Below are 26,690 nucleotides of genomic sequence, written 5' to 3'. Positions count from 1 at the left end.
TGTCACTGGACCAGTGTTCGCAGCCTGGCGGCGATGATTTCCGGATTGGCGTTGCCGTTCAGCGCGTCCACGAACGTGCCTTGCGGGTTCATGATCACGATGACCGAGCTGTGATCCATGACCATCTTTCCATGCTCGTCGTGTGGTGCCGGCGAGGCATATACGTGGAAAGCCTGCTTCACCTGCTCGATCTGTGCCGTGGTGCCGGTCAGGCCGATGATGCGCTTGTCGAATTTCGCCGTGTAGGCCGCCATGACCGCCGGCGTGTCGCGCGTGGGATCGATGGTGATGAACAGCGGAGCCACCTTGCCGCTTTCGGCGCCCAGCATGTCGAGCGCATTCCCGATGTCGTTCAGCGCGGTCGGGCAAGTGTCGGGACAGTTGGTGTAGCCGAAATAGATCAGCACCCATTTGCCGAGGAAGGTGCGGTCGGTAACGGTGCGGCCATCCGCCGCGGTCAGGGTGAACGGCCCCCCGATATCGATCTGTGCCTCGCCGAGCGGCTTGGTCGCGAGCCGCGGATCCGGCGCGCCGAGCCCGAACCAGTTGAGCCCGACTGCCACCTGCACGATCACCACCACGACCAGCAGGATCGGGATGAGGAGGCGGATGATCCTCAATGCGCCTCCGCCCAGCTACGGCCGATCCCGGTCTCGACCACCAGCGGCACCGAGAGGGTGGCAGCGCCCTCCATCACGGTGCGGACCATTGCCGCGAGCGCATCCGCCTCGGCTTCCGGCGCCTCGAACAACAACTCGTCATGCACCTGCAGCAGCATCCGCGCCTGGATACCGTCCCGGTTCATGATCGCCGGCAGCCGCACCATGGCGCGCTTGATGATGTCGGCGGCCCCGCCCTGCAGCGGCGCGTTGCTGGCCTGACGTTCGGCGTAGCCGCGCCGCGCCGGGTTCTTGTCCGCGATGCCCTGGACCCAGCAGCGCCGTCCGAACGGGGTCAACACGTAGCCGTTGGCGCGGGCCTCGTCGCGGGTGGACTCCATATAGTCGCGTATGCCCGGATAGCGCGCGAAATAGGCGTCGATGTAGGTGCGCGCCTCACCCGGCGAGATCGCCAGCTGGCGTGCCAGCCCGAACGCGGAAATACCGTAGATGATGCCGAAATTGATCGCCTTGGCGCGCCGCCTTGTCAGCGGGTCCATGCCTTCCATCGGAACGTTGAACACCTCGGACGCGGTGCGGGCATGGATGTCCTGGCCTTCCGCGAACGCCTCGCGCAGCGCCGGGATGTTGGCGACATGCGCCAGAAGCCGCAGCTCGATCTGCGAGTAGTCGGCGGAGACCAGCACGTGGCCGGGCGCTGCCACGAACGCGCGCCGGATGCGGCCGCCTTCCTCGGTACGGATCGGGATGTTCTGCAGGTTGGGCTCGTTCGACGACAGCCGGCCGGTCGAGGTGATCGCCATCTGGAACGAGGTATGGACCCGCTTGGTCTCCGGGTTGATCTGCGTCACCAGCGCGTCGGCATAGGTCGATTTCAGCTTGGCGAGCTGGCGCCATTCCAGGATGCGGGCCGGCAGGTCGCTGCCCTGCTCGGCGAGAGCCTGCAGGGCGGCGGAGTCCGTTCCCCAGGCGCCGGTCTTCATGCGCTTGCCACCCGGGAGCTTCATCTCGTCGAACAGGATCTCGCCGAGCTGCTTGGGCGAGCCGAGATTGAAGCTGCGGCCGGCCATCGCGTGGATGTCGGTTTCCATCACCGCCATGCGGGCGGCGAAATCCGCCGACATGCGCCTGAGCTCGACCTCGTCGACCTTGATGCCGGCGGCCTCCATGGTCGCCAGCACCCGGATCAGCGGACGCTCCATCTGCTCGTACAGCGACAGCGACTGGTTGGTGCGCAGCTGCGGATGCAGGATGTGCCAGAGCCGCAACGTGACGTCCGCATCCTCGGCGGCATAGTCGGTAGCCGATTTCAGGTTTACCCGCGCGAATGGAATGCGGTTGCGCCCGGTCCCGGTAGCCTGGTCGTAGGTGATCGGGGTGTGACCGAGGAAGCGCGAGGCGAGCTCGTCCATGCCATGCCCGTGCGCGCCGGCGGCCTGCGCGTAGGAGATCAGCATGGTGTCGTCGATCGGCGTGATCGGCCCGGTGATGATGCCCCTGGCGGCCCGTTCCAGCACCAGTATGTCGAACTTGGCGTTCTGGAAGATCTTGAGCACGCCGGGATCGGTCAGCAGCGGCGCCATCACCGCCATCGCGGCGGCGGTATCGAGCTGCTGCCCGACCGGATGCTCGAGATCGCCCTCGTGCAGCAGCGGCACGTAGCAGGCGCGTCCCGGTTTCGTCGCCAGCGAGAAGCCGACCATGTCGGCCCGCAGCGGGTCCAGCCCGTTCGTCTCGGTATCGACCGCGCACAAGCCGGCCGCACGGGCCTCGGCGACCCAGCCGGCCAGTACGGTCAGATCGGTGACGGTGTCGTAGTCGCTGAACGGCGCATCGTGACGCGGGATCAACTCGTCGGCGGTCGGTTCGGCGCCGGCGGGTGCGACGGGGGCCGGCCGCGGCCTGGGTGCCGGCGACAATGCCTCGATCGACAGGCGCTGGGCGATCGACTTGAAGCCCATCTCCCCGAGCCAGGTGCCGAGGCGGATACTGTCCGGCGCGGTGAAGGCGAGCTGCTCGATCGGCAGCGGCAGCGGTGCATCGTGGCGCAGGATCACCAGCTCGCGCGACAGGCGGGCGGCGGCCTCGTGCGCCACCAGCGCATCGCGGCGCTTGGACGGCTTCATGGTCGGGATGGCGCGATAGATGCCGTCGAGATCGCCGTATTCCAGCACCAGCGTGCTGGCGATCTTCGGCCCGATCCCGGGTACGCCGGGCACGTTGTCGACGCTGTCGCCCATCAGCGCCTGGACCTCGATCACCTTGTCCGGGCCGACGCCGAAGCGCTCGCGCACCTCGTCCTCGCCGATCGGCTTCTGCTTGATCGGGTCGAGCATGTCGATGCCCGGCCGGATCAGCTGCATCAGGTCCTTGTCCGACGAGACGATGGTGCAGCGCCCGCCGCCTGCCGCCACCTTGCAGGCGTAGGCGGCGATCAGGTCGTCGGCTTCCCACCCGGCAAGCTCGATCGACGGGATGCCGAACGCCGCCGTCGCTTCGCGCACCAGGGCGAATTGCGGGATCAGCTCCGGCGGCGGATCGGGCCGCTGCGCCTTGTACTGGTCGTACATCTCGTTGCGGAAGGTGAGGCGCCCGGCATCGAAGATGACCGCGAGATGGGTGCCGACATGGTCGCGCAGGAACCGCGCTACCATGTTGGTGAAGCCGTACACCGCATTCACCGGCGTGCCGTCCGACCGGTTCATCGGCGGCAGGGCGTGGAATGCGCGGAAGATGAAGCCGGAACCGTCCACCAGCACCAGGTGGATGCCGGCCCAGGGAGCGTCGGTGTCGACCGGGCCGGACCCGGCGACCGGATCGTCGGGATCGCTCAGCGGCGTATCCGGCGTGAGCAGGTCAGGGGACGGGTGGTCTGGCGGCACGGTCAATGCCCGGCATCGTCGCCTTCGCCGGCGCCCGCCGCTAGCACGTACACACGCGAGCAATAGGGACAGAAGGTCTGGCGCTCGACGATGCGCAACCAGACGCGCGGATGGCCGAGCGGACCGGCGTCGCCGTCGCAGGCGAGCACGCGGCTGCTGACGACGATGGTCTCGATAGCGGCGGGCCCGAGTTGCGGGGTAGGAGTGGCTGCGCCGAACGGCATCGTGTCGCCTCGAAGTTTGGCCTGGGGAATATCGCGATGATACGCAGGACGGGTGCGCTTTGAAACCTCTGCCGGTCCACGCCCCCTGATCCGCGCGATCCGTCGCCGGGCGATGCTGGGTTCGGCAATGCTGGCCTGGCTCGGCGGCTGCACCGCGGCGGTACCACTCCGGCTGGACGCGCCAGCGCACCGTCCGCCTGGCGCGCATGAAGCCGATCGCAGGCTGGTGCCGGCCGATATGGTGTTCACCCTGTCGGACGGGGCCCGTCTGCCTGCCCGGGTCTGGCCGGCGACCGGCATGGGCGCGCCCAGGGCCATCATCCTGGCGCTGCACGGCTTCAACGACAGCCGCGACGCCTGGGAGTTGCCGGCGCCGGTGCTGGCGGCACGCGGGATCACCGTCTATGCGCCGGACCAGCGTGGGTTCGGGGCGGCGCCGATGCGTGGCCACTGGCCCGGCACCGGCCGGCTGGTGTCGGATGCGGCCGAACTTACCCGGCTGGTGGCGGCACGGCATCCGGGCGTGCCGCTCTACCTGATGGGCGAGAGCATGGGCGGTGCCGTGCTGATGTGCCTGGCCGCCCGACCGGACGCGCCGCCGGTCGCCGGCACGATCCTGCTGGCGCCGGCGGTGTGGAGCCGCAACCAGATGAACCCGGTCATGACGGCCTCGCTGTGGGCCGCCGCGACCCTGGCGCCCGACTGGGAGCTGACCGGGCGGGAGCTGCCGCTGAAGATCATGGCCAGCGACAACCGGGCCGCCCTGTACCGGCTGGCCTACGACCCGCTGACGGTGCGGACCACCCGGACCGCGACGCTGCGCGGCCTGGTGAATTTGATGAGCCGGGCGCAGGACGCCGCGTCGCGAATGCGGGGCCGTGTGTTGATCGCCTATGGCGGGCGTGACCAGCTGGTGCCGGCCCGTTCGATGGCCGCCACCTGGACGATGCTGCCGCCGGACGTGCGCCGAAGCGTCTATCCCGCCGGCTATCATTTGTTGATGCGCGACCTGACCCGGATGGCGGTGATCGACGATGTCGTGTCCTGGATCATGACCCCCGACCTGCCGCTGCCGTCCGGCGGCGACATCGCGGCCGCCGGCTGGGTGGCCGGCCAGGGCTGGGCGGGGGCGGTCCCGGCCTATCTCCCCGGCAATTTGGACGGGCTGGCGGGTGCAGGGACGCCCTGACTGGGGTCCCGGTTTCGGACTGGCATTCGGCAGCGCTTCAGGCTATGCAGCCTGCGCGGGACCCGTAGCTCAGCTGGATAGAGCGTCGCCCTCCGAAGGCGAAGGCCGAAGGTTCGAATCCTTTCGGGTCCGCCACTACGTCAATAATATCAATAAGTTACAGTGTCATTGCGGCTGCTAGGCACAAAGCCAGGCACAAACTGGCGGAAGCTGCCTTTTACAACGAAAATTTATAAAGACTGTGCGCGTGCGGTTCGCTTGCACGTTTGCAGTGTGCCTTCTGCCGGTGCTGCCGTCTCACAAGCTCGGTTGATAAGCAGCTACCGGAACGCCAGGCGAGCATCACTTACCGAATCCTCGGCATGTTGTAGCAGGCCGCAACCGATAAAAAAGCGGCGGATTAACTGGCAATGGATGTGCTACAGGGACGGTGCAAGAGCTTTCAGCGTGCCGCCTTCAAAGGCAGCAGGTGTGAACCAATGATCAGCAGCCAGCGGTACATCTGATAGTCACCTCATTGCACATCACGAGATTAACGAATTTATAACGGAACGCGCTATTATTGATACATTGGCTAAGCTGTTGATAGTCTACGCAACCAATTGATATGGTGAGCTTATCACTGCTACCATTGGTGATAGCTTTTCTTACATGTGTCGCGTTAGCTTACGAGCGTTGCGATTGTTGCTCGTGACCGTAACACCATATCTGGTGCATGGGACACATTATGAACTACTACCACGTCTGCGAGAGCCCTTCCCAGGGTAGTCGCACGGAGCAACCTCCTGTCCGTCGCCAGTTAGAAAAGAAGGTAACTCCGTCCAACGTCTCAAGACAGACGCGGGGCCGAACGCACACCCTCGTTGGGAAAAAGATCCTTCTTATTTCAAAGAATGCTGTTGCACGCCGGGCTAAGTGGGTCGATGCATCGGAGATGAGTTCATTTGAGTTCGTCTCTATGCTCAGGCAAGGAAAGCGTGGCTGATTTAGAAGGCTGCGATCCTAATCCAGCAGCACCCATTAATCAGGTTACAACAAAGGGCCTTCCCGATCCTGGGGCGGTTCTTCATTTAGCTTACGTCCAGGCACGATCTAAACGGGTCTACTTTGACGATATGCTGAAGCACAACATCACAAACCATGCGTCAGACGCTGATCTGCTTGCTGTAGATGACATTCGAACACGTATTCTTGCTGGCCGTGCCCTCGATCGGTACTATCGGGCGAGCACAAGGGCAGACATCCTACTCAGCCGTCATGGCGTCATGCACCTCCATCTTTCATCTCCAAGATCGAAAGCGCTGCTTTACCTCATGCAGTTTACAGACTGCGTCCTGTTTTTGTGCATTGAGTCTCACGTTCATGTTGATGAAACTCCAGTTGGACGCTCGTTAAAATACAGGATCATGTTGGACCGGTTTCGAAACAAGCTGGGACTGCTTCCCTAAAATTAGTTCAAGGTCATCCCTTTTTGATCTAGCCTTTGCAACATTAGGGTGCCTGATGCTTAGCGCAGAAGGCGAGAGCATAAGGCTTAGGAACTCCCGAAAGAAGGGCGGCGGTGGCCATCGGACGCTGCCAGAAACCAAGCATAGGCGGTCTTGGCGGCGGTTCGAGACAGACGCGGGCGACAGCTAGGGGTTGGCTAGATCAACCGCCAGCAAGGCCGGGCCGGGCCGGAATCGGCAAGCGGCGGTATGCGCGGATTGCATGGCATGGTTAGCCTAGTCGCGTCCTAGACGCATAGCTCGCTATCGGCCCGCGTCACTCGGCGGCGTTATGTGCAGGTCGATGGTGGCAAGGCCAGCGGCAGAAAGCGCGAAAAAGGCGGCGCGTTTGGCACTGGATCGTGCCTTTGCCTTGGCATATTCATCCTTGCTGTACTGACGGCGGCGTTCGGCCCGGCATGGATCAGAACACAGCATCCCGTTGGATGCCGGGCGGAATGGAAAAGTTGGCCTGACAAATAATACAGTGGAATGTGCGTTGTTCGTCATGGCCTTAGCCAAGCTGACCGGCGCGACCCGGCTTATCGCCAAGCTGGACCGGTTGAGCCGCAACGGCGCCTTCCTGATGACCTTGCGGGATACCGGCATAGCCTTCGTGGCTTGCGACATGCCGAACGCCAACAGCTTCATTATCGGCATCATGGCTCTGGTTGCGCAGCACGAGCGCGAGGCGATCAGCGCACGCACGAAAGCCGCCCTGGCAGCGGTGAAGGCTAGGGGCGTGTATGTCGGTCGCAGGAAGGGTGAAGTTCCGCCGATGAGGGCAGAGGTTATGGCTATGGGTCAGGATGCGCCGGTCAGAAAGGCCGATGCGTTCGCTGCCAGCCTGCTTCCCATCGTTATAGAGGTGCGCGGGCGCGCCCTGCCGCTACGTGCCATTGCGGCTGATCTAACAGTCACAGGCATTATGACCGCACGCGGCGGTGCCTGGACCGCTACGGCAGTTCGGAACCTACTGGCGCGGGCTTAATCAGCGTTGCTCCCTATGCCGCCGCCAAACCTAGGATTATCAACGTCTACCGCCTTCTCGGCGAATCCAGGTAAGATTACCTAAACACGCTAGGACCAAAATCTGGCGAAAATGACACCGGCAATAACACCAGCAACAACATTGACTGCGAAGGTCGCGAAAAAAACAATCGTGTCAAGTTTCAGACTCTTTTGTTTATTGTCGCGTGCAATCTTGGCCTTGTCCGTAAAAAGAATGAAGCTCGGAGTTTTGATATCAGTTAGGCTGGCAATCCCAACGGATGTAAGAATGGAAAGGATGATAGACAAGATGACGTAAAGAATAGTTGCGGTGGATAAGATTGTTGAATGTAGGGTATTTAAGCTATTAAATATGAAATCTACCCGTGCTCGTATGTCAGCTTCATCAACAGTCTGTCCGCTGTGAAGACTCTGATATTGGGAAATCAATGGTTTCTGAAGGTTGTTTAAAACAGAAACTCCTACGGTTAAAAACACCGTGAAGCTCGGTACGAAGCTCAAAACCCCAATTCTTGCGCCATAGTATCTTATAAGACCGCGTATGGTCTTGCTATCATTTTGCAGAACCTTTTCTGTGCATGTGCTTAAGAGATTGAGAATATCAAGCCCCCAGGACCGGCTAGTATGACTTATCCGTATGGTCACGAGTCCCGTTTGATCTCCCAGCTTTAGCCGTATGTTACGGTACGAGCGTGCGAGATATGCTTCGGCCGCTTCAGGCTCTGGTAAATTATCAAATGAGGTAGAGATTCCTACATCTATCTGCTGTTTTTCGGGAACTGTCTTCCCGTGAAACTAAAAAGGTAAATCCACGTAATAGCAATATGAACAGGTATCAGCGAACGAGTTTCTGCGTAGGCGCGGAACTGGTCAATCGATCGCACTTCGACTGAAGACCGGTCAGCGTAAGTAGTCGTCAGCACGCATTCGATCAGACTAGCAAAATTTTGGTCAGCAATTCGCTGCTCGATCAAATGGTGAAACTCTAAGACTTCATCAACACCGATTTCGAAGTGGCCTTGAAACTCTTTGGACAAAACATGAGGCTTCCCAAGCAGTCCAGCGATGAATTCCCCGAACTTGTCCGGGGGGCATGGAATTAGAAGTGCGGTCGTGGAATCTGTTGAGTTAATAGGCTGCATTCTTTATCTCCATACGCTTGGCCTGCAGATGACTCACCTCTTGAGCGGCTTGCTGGCCTCTGGATGCTATTAATAATATACGCATGTTTACAGGTTGGCCCGTGAACATGAGTATATTGGTCGTCTATTAAGCCGCTTCACGGCAGCACATGCCCAAGCTTGGCCCAGCTAGCTCTTGCATTACTCAGCAGTCGGTGATATAAGCTACACTTTCCACTCTGAAGAATGAGCGCACCAGCTTGGGCATACGTTTGAGTTTGGCAAGCTGACCCTCGATCTTCTCGCCCAAGCTATCGCCCTTCCGCAATGGTGTTCTGGCTACACCGGTACGCTTGATGTGGCTCCACACGAGCTCGTCCGGGTTAAGATCGGGAGCGTAGCCGGGAAGAAAGTGAAGCGTCAGCATCCCGTTGGTTGATTGGATGTAGGCGTTCACGAGCTTTGTCTTGTGGGCTGGAAGACCATCGACTACGAGATGAACGGGCTTGCGGCGGTTACGCATCATCATCTTCAGTAGGACGATAAACAGCTCCGCGTTGAGGCCGCCCTGGTAGGTGCAATACCAGAACGCACCGCGAGCGTTGACGGCTGATGCCGCGCTGATCGACTGCCGTTGACCCGGGCGCTCGACAACCGGTGTTTGTCCCTTCTTGCCCCAGGTCTTCCCATGCACCGTATCGGCACGGAACCCCGATTCGTCCCAGAAGTAGATCTCGCCGCCCTCGCTTTTTGCTCTACTGGCAATAGAAGGAAACGTATCACGCTGCCACGTCTGGATGGCTTCAGGGTCGCGTTGATAAGCCCTCTGCAACGGCTTCTGCGGCGTGAGCTCCAGCCTCGCCAGTAGGGTGCCGACTGCCGTCAAGCCAATTTTGATGCCGAACTTCTCCTCGATCAAAGCGGAGATCATGGAGCGCGTCCAAAGACCGAAATCCAGACCATACTGACGAGGATCTTTCCCATTGACCCAAAGGAACACCTGCTGCTCCTGACTTGGCGTCAGACTGCGCGGCGGGCCCAGAGACTTTGTCGAATGCAGCGCCTCATCTCCCAGTTCAGGCGTTGACGCTGCTCTGAGCCATTTGTAGATCGTGGTCCGGCAGAAGCCATACGACGCTACGACAGAGGACGGCCGTTCACCGTCGCGAACGCGTTCAACTGCCATCAGCCGTATGGCTTCCAGCGTCCCATGATCAAAAGTTCGGCCATCTCTCTTCATGCCTGACCGTATCAAATGGCAGATACTAGTACAAGGGATTGTAGCCTATGTCACCGACTTGTGAGTAATGATCTTCGGCAGCGCGCTGGCGGCATAGACGGCCCAGTCCTCCATCAACAGCCGGCGCTTCATGAACATGTCGCCGCGCTGGTAGGCACCCTCCACACCCGCAACCCTGTGGGCAAGGGCCGTCTCTGCCAGTTCACGCGGCGTGCCCTTTGCCTCGGCGCACCAGTCGCGGAACGTGGACCGGAAGCCGTGGACCGTGATCGGATCGCCATGCCGGTCTTTCCAGATCGGATCGAAGCGCCGCAGCAGCATATCAAGCGCCATGAGGGCAGTGTTGGCCTTCTGACCGGCGAAGACGTCGCTGTCGCTGCCTACAGGGGGCGCGGGGCGGCTCGGTAGTATCTCCATCGCCTTTCTGATAGCGGCACCCGATGCTCCCGCTTCATCTTCATCCGTGACGCCGGCACCGTCCATGTAGCCGTGTCCATGTCGATTTCGTGCCAAGTCACCTTGCGCACTTCGGACAGACGCCCAGCCGTCAGTATCACAAATTCGAGAGCTTGAGCCGTTGCTGACGCGTCTCTTTCACGTAGAGATTGCACGAACTCAGGCAGGCGACGGCAGGGCACGGCCGGGTGATGACGAACGGTGGCATTCTGCGTGCCAAGCTTGAGCGCGATGACAGCAGAGCGAGCCGGGTTGGTCGGTAGGGTCGGATCGTCCACCGCCGCAAAATCCAACACCTTCTCCATATGGCCTCGCGGACACGATCTCGAGAGAATCAAAGATGCATCCTGATCCGAAGGGTTACCTCCTTGATCTGCCGAGTTTCTAGAGCATCATGACCGATCAATTGCGCCCACCTGGTCTAGACCGCCGGCGACTGTTCCGGCTGGCGGGGTTGACCAGCGTCGCCGCCGCCGCCGCCGCTGTTCCAGCCCTGGCCGCGACACCCGACGGCGCATCGAAAGCGCCGAAGAGCACAGCGCCCGACCCGAGCACGGTCGAGATCGTCGTCGATATCCTCATCGCCTGGGGTGCGACCCACGCGTTCGGCATCGTCGGGGACGGCATCAATCCGCTCATCGAGGCATTGCGCCGACGTCGCGACGAGATCGCGTTCATCGGTGTGCGTCACGAGGAAGCGGCGGCGTTCATGGCGTCCGGCATTGCCAAGCATGGCGGCCGGCTCGGCGTGTGCTGCGCCACCACCGGGCCAGGCGCCATCCACCTGCTGAACGGGCTGTTCGACGCCAAGCTGGACGGATCGCCGGTGGTGGCGATCACCGGCTCGACGTTCCATGACATGGAGGGGATGCGCTATCCCCAGAGCGTCGACACCGTGCGGCTGATGGCCGACGCGGCGCTGTTCAACGAACGGATCAGCGGACCGGCGCACGCACTGCACGTGGTCGATCGCGCCTGCCGCGCCGCGCTGGGCGACCGTGGCGTCGCGCATCTGACCATCGCCAAGGACGTCCAGTCCTTGCGGCTCGGCGCGGATAGACCCTCGGTCGATCCGGCGCGCAGCAGGCTGGCGTCGCGCTGGGTGCGCCCGGACAGCGCCCCGTCGCCGGACCAGTTGCAGGCCGCGGCGGAGATCCTGAATGCCGGCCGGCGCGTCGCGATCCTGGCCGGGCAGGGATGTCTCTCGGCGCGGCCGGAGGTGGAACTCCTGGCCGATACGCTGGGTGCCCCGGTCGCCAAGGCGTATCTGGCCAAGGCGCTGCTGCCGGACGAGCATCCGCTCACCACCGGTGGGATCGGCCATCTCGGCACGCGTCCGTCGTTCGAGGCGATGCAGGCGTGCGACACGGTGCTGATCCTGGGCTCGACGATGCCGTGGACGGATTACTATCCCAAGCCCGGCCAGGCGCGCGGAGTGCAGGTCGATCGGTTGAACGACCGCATCGGGTTGCGGCACCCGGTCGAGATCGGGCTCGTCGGCGACATGCAGGCGACGCTGGCACAATTGCAGCCGCTGCTTCGGCGCCAGACGGACCGGCGCTTCCTCGCGGACGCGCAATCGCGGATGCGGGACTGGAACGCACTGCTGCGAAAGGTCGAGGCCACCCAGACGCGACCCCGCCTGCGGCCGCAGACGGTCGTGCGGGCGCTGAGCGACCTGGCGCCGGACCGGGCGCTGTTCAGCCTGGATTGCGGCTGCAACACGCAGTTCGCCGCACGGCACATCACGATCCGTGCCGGTCAGGGCTGGGCCGGGTCCGGTACCCTGGTGTCGATGGCGTCCGGCCTGCCGCTGGCGATCGCCGGCGCGTTCGTGCATCCGGACCGGATGTCGATCGCCGTGGTCGGCGATGGTGGCCTGGCCATGCTGATGGCCGAACTGTCGACGGCGGTGCTGCACCGGCTGGACTTGAAGATCCTCGTGCTCAACAACGATGCTTTGGCCGAGGTGATGTTCGAGCAGGGCGACATGGGCAATCCCACCTATGGCTGCGAACTGGGACATATCGATTTCGCGGCCTATGCCCGGGCGGTCGGTGCCACCGGCGTCAGTTGTGCGACCGTGGCGGACATCAGACCTGCGATCCGCCGGGCCCTGTCAACGCCGGGGCCGGTGGTGATCGACGCGCTGGTGGATGCGCAGGAGCCGGCGGTCGCGCCGATGGATCTGCGCGTCTGACGATCAGTCGCCGTTCGCGACGGTCATGTCATCCCGGCGCGTGGGCGGCCGCCGGTAGCCGACAGCTTCCGGGGCAGCCGGCAGCAGTGAGGCAAATGCCAGTTGCTCGGGAACCGGCGCCAACTCGTCGCATGTCAGGAACAGGCCGAACCGTCGTGCCAGCGTGCCGAGCCGGACGCTGCCGGACCAGCAGGCAATCGGGACAGACAGGATCAGCCCGGCCAGGAACGGCATCGACCATGGCAGCAACGCAGGGCGGATCATCCAGAGTGCGGCCATCACCGCCAGGCCGACCAGGGTGTGAACCCTGAACCGTTCCCACGCCTCGATCCAGCCGACCGGACGGTCGCCGCGCGCCGCGGTGTTCCAGGCCACTACCTTGCCGCGAAACGTGTCGATGACGAAGCCGGTGACGGATACCGCGAAGATCGGCGCGAGTAGCGTGCTGGCGATCTGCTCGAGCAGCACGCCGAGGATCAGCCGTATGCGCCCGCCGTAGCCGCGGCGCGCCAAGCCGGGCAGCAGTAGCGCTCGAGCGACGCTGGCCAGGCGCGGTGCGAACAGCATGAACAGCGTCAGCCACAGGCAACACTCGACCGCAAGCCGGGACGGGGCGGATCCCGTAGTCCCGTGTGCCAGTATGGCACTGAGCAGAAGCAGTATCGTCGTCAGCAATCCGATCGGGGGTGCCAGATAATACAGGATACCCATTGCGATATGTAGCTGGGAGGCGGGCCGGTATCCGGATGCCAGCATGAGCCGCAGATGCTGGAGGTTGCCCTGGCACCAGCGTCGTTCGCGGGCGAGATGGTCGACCAGGTTGCTGGGCGTGGTTTCGAACGAGCCGGCGATGTCCGGCGCCAGGCGGACGTCCCATCCGGCCCGCAGCAGCAGCGCCGCCTCGATGGTGTCGTGGCACAGGATCTCGCCGCCCAATGGTGGTCGGCCCGGCAATATCGGAAGCGTCGCATGCTCCATGAACGGGCGGAGCCGCAGGATGGCGTTATGGCCCCAATAGGTACCGCGCCGATGCTGCCAGAGATTCTGGCCGGCGACCGACAAAGGTGTGTTCAGGCGGGCGCCGAACTGCTGCAGCCGGGCGAACAGGGTGGTGCCACCGATCGGGTAGGACACCGACTGGATCAATGCGGCGTCCGGGTCGCGCTGCAAGGCGTCGATCAATGCGCGGATCGCGTCCGCGGTCATCAGGCTGTCGGCGTCCAGCACGATGGCGAACTCGTAGTCGGACCCATGCTCCCGGCAGAACTCGTCGATGTTGCCAGCCTTGCGACCGGTGTTCGGGGTGCGGCGGCGATAGGTGATCGGAACGCCGGATCGTGATGTTGTCGACGGCATGAAGAACCGGGCTTCGTGGAGTGCACGCATCGCATCCTGCGTGTCGCTGAGGACAAAGAAGGCGACATCGTCCGTCTCGTCGAGCGACTCCGCCATGACACGAAGTGCTGCGGCAATCGGCTCCGGCGGTTCGTTGAATACCGGCAGCAGGATCGCCGTGCGGATGCGACCGGCATGCTGGTCCGGGCTTCGTGCAGCCGGCGCCGGAGACCGCGGTGCGGACCGGGGGTATAGCCCGAGCAGCGAGCTGACCGTGGTCAGTGCCAGGCGGCCGTAGGACACCAGAAGCAGCACGAAATAGAGCGGCGCGAACCAGGACGAGGCGATGCCGGAGGCCAGGAAGGCGCTGCAGATGCCGAGGGCCGACAAGAGCAGTGCCGGCACCAGCAGAAGCAGGAGGCGCGATCTGCCCGGCGATCCAGGAATTGCCGCGGTGCCGCCGGCCGTGGCCGAAGCAGATGGCGATGGCATCACGAAGGCCGGGCCGAGCTGGAATGGGTCGGCGCGATTCTGCTGCCACCGACGAGGGGAAGCGTGGGCTCGATCGGGAGAGTAACGGAACCACTTGCCCCACCGTACGGGAGCGCGATCGTTGTTGCGGGCATAACCGATCTACGCCGCGCAGGGACGCGCGCAGTCGGGCGACCCGGCCTGAGCGATCGCGAACCGTTGAGCTGATCGGCGTGGACTTCGAGAAACGACGGTCCGGACTGGCGATCGATAGAATGGGCAAACCCCATCGCCATTTGCCACCGCATTCTCCGGCATGATGCAATTACGGCGGAGCGTTCGTGCATCATGTCCTTCGCTGCCCCCGGTTGGTCATGAGGCTGTCGCCGAACAGGTAGCGAACGGGATCAGATGACGCGCCGCGCTAAAGCTTGCCTCGAAGCTAGGTTCCGCACCGCATAAACGACTTTCGGTGATCAGGCTCGGAACCGCGGCGATCGACGGTCCTGCACAGCGCTTGCTGTTGCGGCTTGTCTTCCGATCCCGTTTGCCATGTTGCCGAGCACGATCTGGTGTGCGTCACCCGGGCCTGGCGACGCCAGGCTGAAACACGGCTCTCGTCATGCGAACCTTGGCATGTTGAGCTTCATGATCGGGGCCTGGACGTCAGCGAGCGGACGCACCGCGAAGTCCTTGAGCATGTAGTTCCAGGCATCCTCGTTGCCCATCCAATCCTCGCTGGTCGGCGGGGGGAGGTAGGCACTACGGTACGCGCCGGAAACAAGTTCGCCCCGCGTCGGATCCTTGTGCAGATAGAGAAAGCTGATGTCGCGCCGCTTTGCGCGAAGAAGTTTGAACAACCGTATTGCCGATGCCTCGTCGTCGGCGCCGTCGCGTGGGTGCCACCGCCGGACGAAGTAGGGTGCGGGCTCGTCTTCCTCGAACAACTCCCGGAACCACCTGGCACGAAGTTCATAGCGAGCCCGTGCGCTGTCGCATTCTTCACGCGTGAACCCGGAAAAATCATGCGCGAACTCGACCCTGAGCTGCGTATCGATGACACCCGCCAGGATTTCGCCGTTGTAGATGGGGTGAAGGTTCTCCCAGGTCAGGAAGTCCCGGAAATCGCTCTCGATCAATCGAATGGTCGACTGGATCGAGATCGCCAGCCAGTCGAAAAAGTGATGAACGCCGCCCGGATTCATAGCCGAAACCCGCAGGCCGGCCTGGCAATCGCCGCCGACCGAGACAAACCGAGCCATGCACCCTCGACCCATCATGTTGACGATTTCGGCAGACCATCTGGTTAGCCCGGTATCGCAAGTCCGATCAAGCTGACATCCAACAGCCCCTGACCCCGGGGTCACGAGGTCTCCCCGTGATGTGATCGACGCCGGAAATACGGAGTTCTCCGACGGCCTCCGGGCTGATAGGGTCATCTCGATTATGAGATGATCACATGCCACTGGATATAATCCCTGTTCCTGAGATCGGTATTTTTCCGTTAACTCTGGCGCAACAGGGCGCTTGGGCCACGCACAAGCTTGGCTCCGGCGATGTGGTCTGCAAGATCGCCGAGACGTTCGAGATCAAGGGCCAAGTCGATGTCGGCTTTCTTCGGAAGGCGCTCCATCGCGTTGCCGATGAGATCGAACCACCGAGGACGGTGATCGTCGAGCGTGACGGTCGTCCGTGCCAGCTCGTCCATTCCAGATTTACCGGATCGATTGGGGTCATCGATTTTGGCGACGAGGCCGATCCCGTCGGCTGCGCCATGCACTGGATGATGCAGGAGCTCCTAACGCCGCTCGATCTCGAGCACGATGCGCTGTGGCTGTCGGTCATCTTCAAGGCCGGTCCGGACCGGGTGTTCTGGTATCACCGCTGCCATCACATCATCGGCGACGGCTTCGCGGCCGCACTGGTCGCGCATCGGGTCGCCGCGATCTATTCGGCGTTCCTCGACGGGCAGGAGCCGGCCCCGAACGGCTTCGGCTCGCTCAGCCGCCAGATCGAGGACGAACACCGTTATCGCGGGTCCGGTGCGATCGTGTCGGATCGCGAATACTGGAAACGGCAACTGGCGGACCTGCCGGCGCCGGTGTCGCTGACGCGTCGCCGTGTCCCGTCCTGGGGTGGCCTGCTTCGCTCGACCGCATATCTTCCGGCGCCCTGCGCGGCCCGGTTCCAGGAAGCGGTCCGCGGCCTGAACGTCACGGTGCCGCAGATCCTGACCGCGGTGGTTGCCGCCTACTTCCATCGCGAGTCCGGGGCGAACGACCTGGTCGTCAAGATGCCGGTCTCGGGGCGCATGGGACGGGAGATGCGCACCGTTCCCGGCATGGTCGCCAACGCCGTCCCGCTGCGTATCCGGTTCACGCCCCAGACGACGCTGCTGGATCTGGTGGCGCAGGTCGGCAGATCGATGCGTGCCGCCCTGCGCCACCAGCGATACCGGTATGAAGATCTTCGCCAGGATCTCGGCTTCATCAGCCCGAGCCAGCAGATCTGCGCGCTGGGCATCAACATCGAGCCGTTCGACTACGCCCTGCAATTCGGCGACTGCCAGACCACCGTCCATAATCTTTGCAACGGTTCCGTCGACGACCTGGTGGTGTTTGCCTACGACCGCCCCGACCAGCGAGGCATCAGGATCGATTTCGACGCCAGCCCGGCGCTCTACAGCCGCCAGGAACTCGAAACCCTACAGAACAGGCTGCTTTGTTTCGCAACCGAGCTTTCGGTGTCGACGGATGTGCCGATCGCCTCGGTCCGGTATGCCGAAGCTGTTGCACCGGAACGCGAGCGCCTGGCGGTTACACGGCCGGGACCGGTCGAGACCCTGCCTGAACTGATCGCTTTCCAGGCCGCGTGCAGGCCAGACGCGCTCGCCGTCATGGTTCAGGGCGATCCGGCGCGCAACCTGACCTACCGCGCGCTGGACCTGCTGGGTGATCGGATTGCCCGGGCCCTGGTCGGTCGCGGCCTCGGGGCCGGCGATATCGTCGCAGTCGCGGAACCGTGCGCGGACACCTTGCCCGGGTTCCTGCTCGGCATACTCCGGGCTGGTGCCGCCTACATGCTGCTCGATCCGGATGCGGCGCCGGAGCATCACGCGAAAATTCTGTACGATGCCGTGCCGGCGGCGATCCTGAGCAATCGCGGTGTCGGCCCCATCCCCGATCTATGCGGCATTCCCCTGGTCTCGCTCGCCGGGTTCGATGCAGGTGGTGGTTCCTCGACTGCACTGGCGCCGCCTCAGCCGGATGCGACCGCCTATATTCTCTATGCGTGCGGCGGTCGCTCGACCCGGCCGAGAGGCTACGACGTCGCGAACTGGAACGTCTCGAACTTCCTGATGTCCGCGGTCGCCGGGCTGAAGGCGGATGCCTCGGATGTTTTCCTGGCGATCACCAAGACAGACGACGATAGGATGCCCGGGATCAGCCCGATGGCCCTGTTCGTGCCACTGGTCGCCGGCGCGACACTGGTGCTGGACTCGAACTGCAATCAAGCTGGCGTGGCCGTATCGGCCGGCCTGATCAGGGACACACGCGCCACCTACATGCTCAGCGGCGGGTCCGGAGAGTACGGCCCGGTGCCGGGCTCGCGAACTGTCGAGGAGCAGTTCACAACGTTGCACGATTTCGGTCGGCGCCGTCGGCAGGACATGGCCGGGATCGATTTCAACCGCTCCGGCTGGGCACCGCTCGATGTCGTGCGCGGTCGGCCGCCTTCGTCTCCCGCCCGTGCCGGTTCGCCCATCACCAGCATGTCGCTGCTGAACCTTCCGACCGAAACCCTCCGGCCTCGCCTCAGCGTCTGAGACCTATCGGGTGCCGGCTTTGGGGGCGGGTGATGGTCCAGGCAGGCGCGACGCCATCCTGATGCCGGCGATGAAGCTCGTCACGATGGGGTCGCCGCCGCTTTCCAGCACATCGTCATGGGTGCCGTCCGGGGCCACCCAGATCGTCTTCGGCTGGACGGCCGCCTCATAAACCGCCCGTCCCATCGCCGGCGGTATGACCTGATCCCTGGCGCCCTGGACGATGAGCAGCGGCGCCTCGATCCGTGCAATGCGTCCGATCAGGTCGAACCGGTTGCGAATGAGCAGCTTGATGGGAAGCAACGGGAACCGCGACTGCGCCACGTTGGCGATGCTGGTGTAGGGCGAATCCAGGATGACGCCGCCGACCCGATGGTCCGTGGCAAGCCGAACCGCCACGCCCGTACCAAGAGACTCGCCGTAGAGCACCACGTGCCCGCCCTCGATCCCGTTGTCACGGAGAAAGCTCAGGGCACCGGCGGCATCGGCGGCAAGTCCGTCCTCGCTCGGTGTGCCCGGATTGCCGCCATAGCCACGATATTCGAGAAACAGCAGCCCGTTTCCCTGTCGCGCCATGCGACGGACGCGACCGATCCGGTTGGTGAGGTTGCCGCCGTTGCCGTGCAGATACAGGATCGTCATCTGGCCGGGCGGAGGCGGCAGGAACCAGGCCGTCAGGTCGAGCCCGTCGGCGGTCCGGACCCGCACCGACTGCAGCCCATCGACATTCGCGTTGGCAACATCGGGAGGCGTCCGGTCGGCCTGGAACAGCAGACCGGTCTCGTGCCTGGACAGGCCGAAAACGACGCTCATGTAGATCACCACGGCCAGGGTCGACGGTATGGCGAGAAGGCCCAATCGTCCGATCATCGATCCTCCAGCACGGGGTCGCCACTCGTGCCGATCCTAGTGCGCTAACGCCGGACGACCTAGCCTGCCAGGGCAGGGGGCCTTGGGATCGGGCGCAGGGTGGTCCATGCTGATTGCCATGAGGCTTGTCGTCACAGGGGAAGCATGCCGTTCGACGGGATCAACACGCAGCCCGAGCGAAGGCAGCCGCGAGGTGCCGGCGAGCCGGAACGTCCGCTGTCCGTACGGGACAGGATCGTCGCGGCTGCCATCGCCGCCGTCCTGCTGGTAATCACGCTGGCCAACTGCAAGCTGCTTCTGGGATATTGGCATGGTTGATGACACCGGACCGACAAAGCGGGAGCGCCTGACGCTCCGGGACAAGCTGGTGGCGGTCTGCATCGCCACCATCCTGATCGCGATCATCCTGGCGATCTTCAGGCTCGGAATTGCCGCTCTCTACGGTTAGCCGGCAGACGTTCGACCGACCACTCGAGGCGCATCATGGATCAACAGAACGACGACGACATCCGGATCGAAACGCGGGTGACCCTCTCCGACGATTTCTACAGGCTCGAGAAAGTGTCGTTCCGGCAGCCCGGGCGGAACGGCAGCACCGAAATCCTCGACCGCGAGGTTTTTCACAATGGTCCCGGCGCCGGGGTGCTGCCGGTCGATCGCGAGCGCGGGCTCGTGCTGCTGGTGCGCCAGCTTCGCATAGCGGCGAAGCTGAACGGCGACGCCGCCTATCTGGTCGAGATCTGCGCCGGCATGATCGACGACGGGGATGCGCCTGCCGAGACCATCGTCAAGGAAGCCGAGCAGGAGCTGGGCTACCGGCTGCATGCGATCCGCCAGGTGTTCGAGCTTTACATGAGCCCAGGTGCATCGGCGGAGAAGCTGCATCTGTTCATCGCCGATTATCGTCCCGAGGACCGTGTCGGATCGGGTGGTGGCCTGCCGGAAGAAGGCGAACGCATCCGAGTGCTGGAATTGTCGTTCGACGCGGCATGGCAAATGGTCGAAAGCGGCCGGATCATCGATGCGAAAACGATCCTGATGCTGCAGCATCTGCGGCTGCAGGGCGTGGCGCAGCCGGACCGTATGCTGTCCGAAGCTGGTTCGGCCCCGTCCTAGGCCTTGCGCAAGGCGTGATGGACACGTTCCTTCCGCCGCCACCAGCCGACATCGTCCGCCGTCGGGGCTTCCATATCACCCTGGCGGACCAGCATCTCGATCGCTGCAGCAAGTTCGGTCGGGCGGGGCGGGTCGTGCCGGATATCGAATGCCGCTGGTTCATAGAGATCATGCCGCTCGCGAAGCATGGTGTTCCAGTCGACCAGCCCGAACAGGGCCCATGCCGTGACGGCCCGTATGTCCACGCCGTCGGCTCGTAACGAACGAGCCGCCTGCCATGCTTCCGCAAGCCACAAGACCTGCTCGCGCGGATTGGTGCATCCGAGATGTGCCTCGCTGATGACCATCGGGCAGCCGTAGCGGGTCCAGGCTTCCTGCAGGCGTGGCTCCCAGCCGGTGGCGCCCGGGTCGAGGTCGATCCGATTGGCCTCGGTATCGACGTAGGATTGCCGGCCGTTGCCGCCATGCATGTGGCTTGGATACAGGGGCAACCGATGATCCAGGAACCGGTCGCTGGTGACGTAATGGTTGATCCCGATCAGATCCGGTTTTGCTTCCCCGGTCGCGAGTTCGTCGAGATCGTGCGCGGGAACACCTGCATCCTCGAATCGCCGGCGCCAGGGGTGGGTGCGGTCGATGCGTCCATGCAACAGGTCGAGGCTCAGCCAGCGCCGCCCGTTTTCGTAGGTCGCCTGTTCCCGCAGGGGAGGTGTGGAAAAGGTTCGGCCCAGATCCTCGGTCTGCAGGATACGCGGGTCGGGACTATGCTGGCGAATTGCACGGACCGACAGCAGGACGGCCCGACATTGTATGACGAGCGCTCGAAGAAAATCATTTTCGTCGCGCCGGTGTGGATACCAGTGGCCATACAGGCATGAAAAACGCGCTGTCGTCAGCGGTTCGTTGACCGGGGTCCAGAGCTTGATGAATGGATAGCGTTGCGCCACCAGACCCGCATGCACGGCGAGACCATCGCCGAGTGCCGGATCGAGCAACGACGTTTCGCGTGGTCCCGATCCGTGATGCAGCAGCCCGGCCACCACTTCGATCCCATGCTGTTGCAGCCGATCAAGTTGCCGATCGTGCCAGTCCCAGACACGGCTGCCCGAGCGATCTGCTTGCAGGCGTTCCCAAAGGACAGGATACCGAAGCGTTCGTATTCCAAGTTTGGCGACCAGGTCGATGTCGTGCGTGCCGCGCGTCTCGTGTCCGGTCTCGATTACCTGGTCACGCCATATATTGCCGACGCGCACGACACTGCACTCCACGCCCCCCCATAACTCGAGTGAGTCGCGGGACGCGGAGTTGGACATCAATCGGGCCGTGGAATCGTCCTTCGGTCGTCGGCCGCGGTGATGGCGGAACGGTCGGCATGGGAACCGGCACTGTCGAGGAATTCCATCATGCGACCCCAGGTATTGTCCCATGACTGTTGCGACAGGCGGTGATCCACGTCGGTCAGCCAGGGTTCGATCGGACGTGCCAGCAACGCCTCGATCGCGGCGATTGTTGCATCCGGGTCGGCGGCAATGGAGACCATGCCGCCTGTCCCCCAATCCGTCACCACGTCTGCGATCGGCGTGGATACCAGCGGCACGCCGGCGGCCAGGAATTCGGGCGTCTTTGTCGGGCTAATGAAGCGTGTCGCCTCGTTGAGCGCGAACGGCATGATGCCGGCGTCCCACCCGGCGAGGTAGGCGGGAAGCTCCGCATAGGATTTCATGCCGAGCCAATGCAGGTTCGGATGCCGGGGTAGCGAGGCCGGATCGATCTTGGCGGTGGGACCGAGCATGATGAAGCTCCAGTCCGGGCGCGCTACAGCGATCGCGTCCAGCAGCGCGTAGTCGATGCGTTCATCGATCACGCCGAAATAGCCGATGCGCGGATGCGGAAGATCCGCCTGGTCGGATGGCGGTGCCGTCCGGTCGGAACGGGCCTGCTGGAAATGCGGGGCGTCCACGCTGGATGGGAACAGGTGAGCGTGCGGGTGCAGCCCGCGTTTGGCCTCATAGAGGCTGCGTCCCCCGGTAAAGACCAGGTCCGCGCGGTCAAGCAGTTGCCGTTCCAGCAGCACCAGCCTCGGGGAGGCGCCGCGAAACAAGGTGAGTTCGTCCATGCAGTCATAGACCACCGTCGTGGCCTGGACGTGGCCGGCGAAATCCATTGCCATCGGCGTGTAGAACCAGGCGACCGCGACGGCATTGCCCAGTTCCAGGAGCAGCGTATCGAGCAGCGAACGCTGAAGTGCCACGATCGTGGTCGGGTCGGTGCCGGCCGGAATATGCGGGACCGCGATCAGCACACCTTCCGGCGAGACGTGCAGATCGAGGGATTGCGGACCATCCCCTGCGGTCAGGATCGGTTCCTCGAAATAGACAACGCGATAGTGAGCCGAGGCGCGGCTCAGAAGGTGTTGCGGCCGCTGCCAGACGAAGTCCCATCGAAGGTGAGACAGGCAGAGGAGCAGTGGGCCGGCATCGTGAAGGAGAGCAATAACGGATGCGTCCCGGTCATCGACGAAACCAGCAGCTCGGTCCGCCTGGGCGGTAATACGCGGCGTAGGTTCAAGTATTTCCTGTAACACTGGCACCGATTTCCCATGGCTCGACGTTCCCGGGTTCGAAACGGACGAAACCATACGCTGGTTTCCATCCGCTTTTTCTGACCCTTATTGCCGCATGACCGGGAGCATAACTGCGATCCAGGCATTCTGCACCGGCTCCGACCGGCGCTGCGTCATCCACGCTGGCGCGGGCAACCCGGATCGCACAGGCGCAACATCCTGATTTCAGTCGAACGGCTATTGCAGGCGCTGCACGTGATGCGGTCCCGGACCTGCTCGATCGGGGTCAGCTCGCCGAATCGGGTCAGCAGGGCAGCGACCGGAAGTGCCGCCAGATGCCCGCAATTCCGGCATCGTGCCGTCTGCACATATCCTCTCGGCGTCCGGGTCAGGTCCCGGAGGCGTGGTTTATGCCCGGGCGCGCCGGCAGCATGAGGATCGAACGGTACCATGGCAAGAACATATCAGGAACACACGGGCCATTGCGAGAGAAACAAAAGCGGCCCCGGAACCGAACCCTTCCCGACTCCGCCCGTTCACCGGCCCCAGACGATCCAACAGGAGACTGAACATGTCGCGAGTCCGAAGCCGGTCTATTGGGCTGGCCCTGATACTGGGCACTGCTGTCATGCTATGCGGCTGCGAGCCAGGGAATGGGCCGGGCACTGCGGCATCCGTTCCAGGCCCCGGTGGGCTGGCGCGTGGGCCGCTCCCGGCAATGATGCCCACCGCCACCAGTGTCGGCCCGGCCAATACCGGTCCCGCCGGATCGGCTGCCTCGGTAGGTGACGGGACCGCCGGTTTATAGACGTTTTATTGTCGGGATAGTCGGCTTTACTGTCACGATCGAGCCAGCGGCTATTTCGCGCCGGCATCGTCCTGCTGTAAGAGCGGCGCCAGATGAACAGCGTGGACGCGGTAATGGCAGAAGAAGACGGTCAGGCAATCCTGACGCTGGCGGCACAGATCGTCTCGGCTCACGTTTCCAATAACAGCGTCAGCGCCGAGGCTCTTCCGGCACTCATTCGCCAAGTCTATCAGGCTCTGTCCGGCGCGGGGCAGTCGACGCCGGAGCCCGAGAAACTGCAGCCGGCGGTGCCGGTCAAGCGCTCGGTGTTCCCGGACTACATCGTCTGTCTCGAAGACGGCAAACAGCTGAAAATGCTCAAGCGGCATCTGCAGAGTGCCTATGGGATGACCCCGGAACAGTATCGCGAGCGCTGGAGCCTGCCGTCGGACTATCCGATGGTAGCCCCGAACTATGCCGAGCGCCGTTCCGCGCTGGCCCGCCAGATCGGCCTCGGCCGCAAGGATGGCGGGCGGGCCCCGGTTGAAAATACCGACGAGGAAGAGCCGGCACCGAAACCACGCGGCAAGCCCGGTCGTCGTCGCAAGGTCGTCGACTGATCCGAAGCGTCATCCGGTTGGATGGCGATTGGGCATAAGAAATGCGTTGGCCGCCTACCGGCGGCCGAGCATCAGGGGCAGCAGACGCCGGGTCATTCGCCCATGCGGCGGTGCCATGGTGGTGAAGCCGCTGAACCGGCCAGGCTTGTAGAACCCGCGCACGTGCGAGAAACGCAGGAAACCGGCCTCCCCATGGCAGGCGCCCATGCCGCTGGCACCGACGCCACCGAACGGCAGGTCGGGCTGTGCGCAATGCAGCAATGTGCCGTTGACGGTCCCGCCGCCCGAGATCGTCCGGGCCAGGATTTCGCGTTCGATCCGGCGGTCGTCGGTATAGCAATAGAGCGCCAGCGGCCGTGGCCGCGCATTGACGAAGGCGATCGCCTCGTCGAGCGACCGGTAGGGCAGCACCGGCAGCACTGGCCCGAAGATCTCGTCCTGCATCAGGCTGCAATCGAGTGGTGACGACGTCACCAGGCTCGGAACGAACCGGCCTGACGCATGGGCCGCCTCGACCTCGCCGGCATGATCGGGATGGCGCAGCAATGTCGCGCCCCGGGCCGTCGCATCGGCGACTGCGTCGTCGAGCCGGCGCATGTGCCGGTCGGAGATGATGCAGCTGTAGTCGGGGTTGCCGGCGATCCGTGGGTAGAGGCGCCCGGCCTGGCCCAGCAGCGCCGCGGTCAATGACGCCATCCGATGCTCCGGCACCAGCACGTAGTCCGGCGCGATACAGGTCTGCCCGGCGTTGAACAGCTTGCCGACCATCAGGCTGCGGGCGGTGCGGCCGATATCGGCGTCGGCGCACACGATGACCGGGCTCTTGCCGCCGAGCTCCAGCGTGACCGGTGTCAGATTGGCCGATGCGGCACGCATCACGTCGCGCCCGATCGAGGTCGAGCCGGTGAACAGCAGATGGTCGAACGGCAGGGCACAGAAGGCGCGCGCCACATCGACCCCGCCATTGATGACCGCCACTTCGGTCGGATCGAAGCGTTCCCCCAGCAGTTCCGCCAGAAGTGCCCCGAACCGGGGAGTCAGCTCGGACGGCTTGAGCATGACCCGGTTGCCGGCAGCCAGCGCATCCACCAGCGGGCCCATCGACAGGAAAAGCGGGTAGTTCCACGGCGAGACGATGCCGATGCACCCGAGCGGCTGCTGCATCACCCAGGCGCGTCCCGGCAGGAACGCGGCCCCCACGCGGCGCCGTTGCGGCCGCATCCAGCCCGCCAGCCGGCGCCGCGCAAACCGGACCGCCGCCTGGATCGGAATCAGCTCGGCGAGTGCGGTTTCAGGGTAGGCGCGGTGGCCGTAATCATCGGAAATCGCCGAATGCAGCCGGCTGCCGGACCGGTCCAGCAGCGTGGCGATCCTGGCCAGCGCATCCAGCCGGGCAGCCAGGTCCGGTCCCGATGCCGACGACGCGGCGGCTGCTTCGCGTTGGGCCTCGAATGTGCGGCGAAGCGTGCTGTCGGGGTCGGAAACGTGTTCGAGCATGGCAGTCCTTGGTCGCAACGACTGTGCGGCATCGGTTCCGGACGAGCCAGTCACGCTTCCGTCCGATCGTCCAGGCCGGACTCGATCGGCATTGCGGCTGCTGGTGTCGAACCGGCCTTCCCTGCGACCGGCATTCGGCCATAACGTCGAGGTCGAACTTGTCCGATTGGCTTTGCCGCATGACCCTCGAAGCTGACCTGGTCGTCGATCGCCTGCGGCTGAAGCGCCGGCTCACCATATGGCGGGCGCTGGCGGTAGTGGGCTTCGTGCTGGCCCTGCTGGCGACCAGCCTCGGCCGGCATCAGGGCCACCTGCTCGGAAGCGGCCCGCATCTGGCCCGGCTCAGGATCGATGGGCTGATCACCGAGAATCGCGACCGCCTCGACCTGATCGACGCGGCGGCCAAGGATGCCGGGGTCAAGGGACTGATCCTGGCGATCGACAGCCCCGGCGGTTCGGTGTCGGGCGGTGAGTCTCTGCACGACGCGATCGCCCGGTTCGCGGAAAAAAAGCCGGTCGTGGTGACGATGGGCGGCGTCGCGGCCTCGGCCGGCTACATAATCGCCGTGCCGGCGACCCGGATCTTCGCCTCGAACGCGACGCTGACCGGCTCGATCGGGGTCATCCTGCAGAGCCCGGACGTGTCCGGCCTGCTGGGCAAGCTCGGCATCAATGTGGACGAGCTGGTTTCGGGGCCGTTGAAGGGCCAGCCCAGCATCGTCAAGCCGCTGTCGCCCGAAGGCCGCGTCATGCTCCAGGGCGTTGTCATGGACCTGTACGAGCAGTTCGTCGGCATGGTCGCGACCGGCCGGCACATGGATCCCGCCAAGGTGCGCAGCCTCGCCGATGGTCGTCCCTATACGGGGCACCAGGCGCTGGGACTCGGCCTGATCGACCAGATCGGCGACGAGCGCGACGCCAGGCAGTGGCTGGCGAGCAACCGGCATTTGTCGTTGGATCTGCCGGTCCAGCCATTGGATCGGAAGGCGAAACAAGGCTGGTTTCGAACGCGTATCAGTGGCGCCCTGAACGGCATCGCCGTCGCCATGACGCATGATACAGTCGTTGCACTATTGAACGATCCTGTTTCGAAAACCCTTGTCCCGCAAGGACTTGCGCTTGACGGTGCAATTTCGGTCTGGCAACCTTGACGATGTGGCCGGGGGTGGAACAGG

At 63.6% G+C, this 26,690-nt stretch carries 23 protein-coding genes and 1 tRNA gene; 10 read left to right on the top strand and 14 right to left on the bottom strand.

The window, feature by feature from the left end:
• Positions 1–2: 2 nt before the first annotated feature.
• From HN018_RS18905 to HN018_RS18895, 3 genes are all read right to left on the bottom strand, one after another.
• Positions 3–620 (bottom strand): SCO family protein, encoded by a 618-nt coding sequence (locus tag HN018_RS18905; protein ID WP_171835772.1) that lies wholly within the window; start codon positions 618–620, stop codon positions 3–5.
• Positions 617–3,388, bottom strand: coding sequence for a DNA polymerase I (gene polA, locus HN018_RS18900; protein WP_171835847.1), 2,772 nt, complete (start codon positions 3,386–3,388; stop codon positions 617–619). Before polA ends, HN018_RS18905 begins: the two co-directional genes overlap by 4 nt.
• 116 nt (positions 3,389–3,504) lie before the next feature.
• The gene (locus HN018_RS18895; RefSeq protein ID WP_171835771.1) at positions 3,505–3,726 is read right to left on the bottom strand and encodes a zinc-finger domain-containing protein; all 222 of its coding nucleotides are present in this window, start codon (positions 3,724–3,726) and stop codon (positions 3,505–3,507) included.
• Between the two features lie 52 nt (positions 3,727–3,778).
• On the opposite strand from HN018_RS18895, the gene HN018_RS18890 reads away from it, so the two are divergent.
• From HN018_RS18890 to HN018_RS18880, 3 genes are all read left to right on the top strand, one after another.
• Entirely contained in the window at positions 3,779–4,915 is a 1,137-nt protein-coding gene (locus HN018_RS18890) for an alpha/beta fold hydrolase (protein WP_239478826.1), read from the top strand.
• Positions 4,916–4,973: 58 nt separating this feature from the next.
• A tRNA-Arg gene (locus HN018_RS18885) sits at positions 4,974–5,050 on the top strand.
• 1,794 nt (positions 5,051–6,844) lie between these two features.
• The gene (locus HN018_RS18880) at positions 6,845–7,393 is read left to right on the top strand and encodes a recombinase family protein (protein ID WP_171835770.1); all 549 of its coding nucleotides are present in this window, start codon (positions 6,845–6,847) and stop codon (positions 7,391–7,393) included.
• A gap of 89 nt (positions 7,394–7,482) precedes the next feature.
• On the opposite strand, the gene HN018_RS18875 is transcribed toward HN018_RS18880, so the two are convergent.
• The 5 genes from HN018_RS18875 to HN018_RS18855 all read right to left on the bottom strand — a co-directional run bounded on the left by HN018_RS18875 (position 7,483) and on the right by HN018_RS18855 (position 10,535).
• On the bottom strand, positions 7,483–7,914 hold the full coding sequence (locus HN018_RS18875; RefSeq protein ID WP_171835769.1) for a hypothetical protein: 432 nt from the start codon (positions 7,912–7,914) through the stop codon (positions 7,483–7,485).
• Between the two features lie 257 nt (positions 7,915–8,171).
• Positions 8,172–8,555 (bottom strand): hypothetical protein, encoded by a 384-nt coding sequence (locus HN018_RS18870; RefSeq protein WP_171835768.1) that lies wholly within the window; start codon positions 8,553–8,555, stop codon positions 8,172–8,174.
• 184 nt (positions 8,556–8,739) lie between these two features.
• A complete protein-coding gene (locus tag HN018_RS18865; protein ID WP_172443494.1) occupies positions 8,740–9,774 on the bottom strand; it encodes an IS630 family transposase in 1,035 nt (344 codons plus the stop codon).
• 45 nt (positions 9,775–9,819) lie between these two features.
• Positions 9,820–10,257, bottom strand: a complete 438-nt coding sequence (locus HN018_RS18860; RefSeq protein WP_171835082.1) for a site-specific integrase — start codon at positions 10,255–10,257, stop codon at positions 9,820–9,822.
• Entirely contained in the window at positions 10,155–10,535 is a 381-nt protein-coding gene (locus HN018_RS18855) for a tyrosine-type recombinase/integrase (protein ID WP_171835083.1), read from the bottom strand. Before HN018_RS18855 ends, HN018_RS18860 begins: the two co-directional genes overlap by 103 nt.
• An 89-nt stretch (positions 10,536–10,624) precedes the next feature.
• Here HN018_RS18855 and HN018_RS18850 point away from each other — a divergent pair, with 89 nt between their 5' ends.
• Complete coding sequence (locus tag HN018_RS18850; protein WP_171835084.1) at positions 10,625–12,430, top strand: thiamine pyrophosphate-dependent enzyme; 1,806 nt, start codon at positions 10,625–10,627, stop codon at positions 12,428–12,430.
• Between the two features lie 3 nt (positions 12,431–12,433).
• Here the strand turns inward: HN018_RS18850 and mdoH are convergent, their stop codons facing one another.
• Complete coding sequence (gene mdoH, locus HN018_RS18845; protein ID WP_171835085.1) at positions 12,434–14,257, bottom strand: glucans biosynthesis glucosyltransferase MdoH; 1,824 nt, start codon at positions 14,255–14,257, stop codon at positions 12,434–12,436.
• 599 nt (positions 14,258–14,856) lie between these two features.
• The gene (locus HN018_RS18840; protein WP_171835086.1) at positions 14,857–15,498 is read right to left on the bottom strand and encodes a DUF1796 family putative cysteine peptidase; all 642 of its coding nucleotides are present in this window, start codon (positions 15,496–15,498) and stop codon (positions 14,857–14,859) included.
• Positions 15,499–15,695: 197 nt separating this feature from the next.
• On the opposite strand from HN018_RS18840, the gene HN018_RS18835 reads away from it, so the two are divergent.
• Positions 15,696–18,062 carry a condensation domain-containing protein gene (locus tag HN018_RS18835; protein ID WP_171835087.1) on the top strand — a complete coding sequence of 789 codons (2,367 nt, stop codon included), beginning with the start codon at positions 15,696–15,698 and terminating at the stop codon, positions 18,060–18,062.
• Positions 18,063–18,065: 3 nt separating this feature from the next.
• Here the strand turns inward: HN018_RS18835 and HN018_RS18830 are convergent, their stop codons facing one another.
• Positions 18,066–18,932 carry an alpha/beta hydrolase gene (locus HN018_RS18830; protein ID WP_171835088.1) on the bottom strand — a complete coding sequence of 289 codons (867 nt, stop codon included), beginning with the start codon at positions 18,930–18,932 and terminating at the stop codon, positions 18,066–18,068.
• Positions 18,933–19,076: 144 nt separating this feature from the next.
• Here HN018_RS18830 and HN018_RS18825 point away from each other — a divergent pair, with 144 nt between their 5' ends.
• The 3 genes from HN018_RS18825 to HN018_RS18815 are packed head-to-tail and all read left to right on the top strand — an operon-like array spanning position 19,077 to position 20,048.
• Complete coding sequence (locus HN018_RS18825; RefSeq protein WP_171835089.1) at positions 19,077–19,250, top strand: hypothetical protein; 174 nt, start codon at positions 19,077–19,079, stop codon at positions 19,248–19,250.
• Entirely contained in the window at positions 19,243–19,380 is a 138-nt protein-coding gene (locus HN018_RS18820; protein WP_171835090.1) for a hypothetical protein, read from the top strand. The genes HN018_RS18825 and HN018_RS18820 overlap by 8 nt, the downstream gene beginning before the upstream one ends.
• A gap of 35 nt (positions 19,381–19,415) precedes the next feature.
• Positions 19,416–20,048: an NUDIX domain-containing protein gene (locus HN018_RS18815; protein WP_171835091.1), complete on the top strand. Its 633-nt coding sequence runs from the start codon at positions 19,416–19,418 to the stop codon at positions 20,046–20,048.
• On the opposite strand, the gene HN018_RS18810 is transcribed toward HN018_RS18815, so the two are convergent.
• Positions 20,045–21,301, bottom strand: a complete 1,257-nt coding sequence (locus tag HN018_RS18810) for a family 1 glycosylhydrolase (RefSeq protein ID WP_171835092.1) — start codon at positions 21,299–21,301, stop codon at positions 20,045–20,047. The two genes, HN018_RS18815 and HN018_RS18810, sit on opposite strands and share 4 nt — an antisense overlap.
• A 59-nt stretch (positions 21,302–21,360) precedes the next feature.
• Complete coding sequence (locus tag HN018_RS18805) at positions 21,361–22,632, bottom strand: glycosyltransferase (RefSeq protein ID WP_204259578.1); 1,272 nt, start codon at positions 22,630–22,632, stop codon at positions 21,361–21,363.
• A gap of 879 nt (positions 22,633–23,511) precedes the next feature.
• Here HN018_RS18805 and HN018_RS18800 point away from each other — a divergent pair.
• A complete protein-coding gene (locus tag HN018_RS18800) occupies positions 23,512–24,018 on the top strand; it encodes a MucR family transcriptional regulator (RefSeq protein ID WP_408886727.1) in 507 nt (168 codons plus the stop codon).
• A gap of 54 nt (positions 24,019–24,072) precedes the next feature.
• On the opposite strand, the gene HN018_RS18795 is transcribed toward HN018_RS18800, so the two are convergent.
• Positions 24,073–25,515 carry a coniferyl aldehyde dehydrogenase gene (locus tag HN018_RS18795; RefSeq protein WP_171835094.1) on the bottom strand — a complete coding sequence of 481 codons (1,443 nt, stop codon included), beginning with the start codon at positions 25,513–25,515 and terminating at the stop codon, positions 24,073–24,075.
• Between the two features lie 179 nt (positions 25,516–25,694).
• Here HN018_RS18795 and sppA point away from each other — a divergent pair, with 179 nt between their 5' ends.
• Entirely contained in the window at positions 25,695–26,666 is a 972-nt protein-coding gene (gene sppA / locus HN018_RS18790) for a signal peptide peptidase SppA (protein ID WP_171835095.1), read from the top strand.
• The last annotated feature ends 24 nt before the right edge of the window (positions 26,667–26,690 follow it).

Origin of the sequence: Lichenicola cladoniae, from assembly GCF_013201075.1 — a bacterium.
Lineage (GTDB): Bacteria > Pseudomonadota > Alphaproteobacteria > Acetobacterales > Acetobacteraceae > Lichenicola > Lichenicola cladoniae.
The sequence above is the reverse complement of the archived record's forward strand: the minus strand, read 5'-3'. Positions and strand labels throughout refer to the sequence as shown.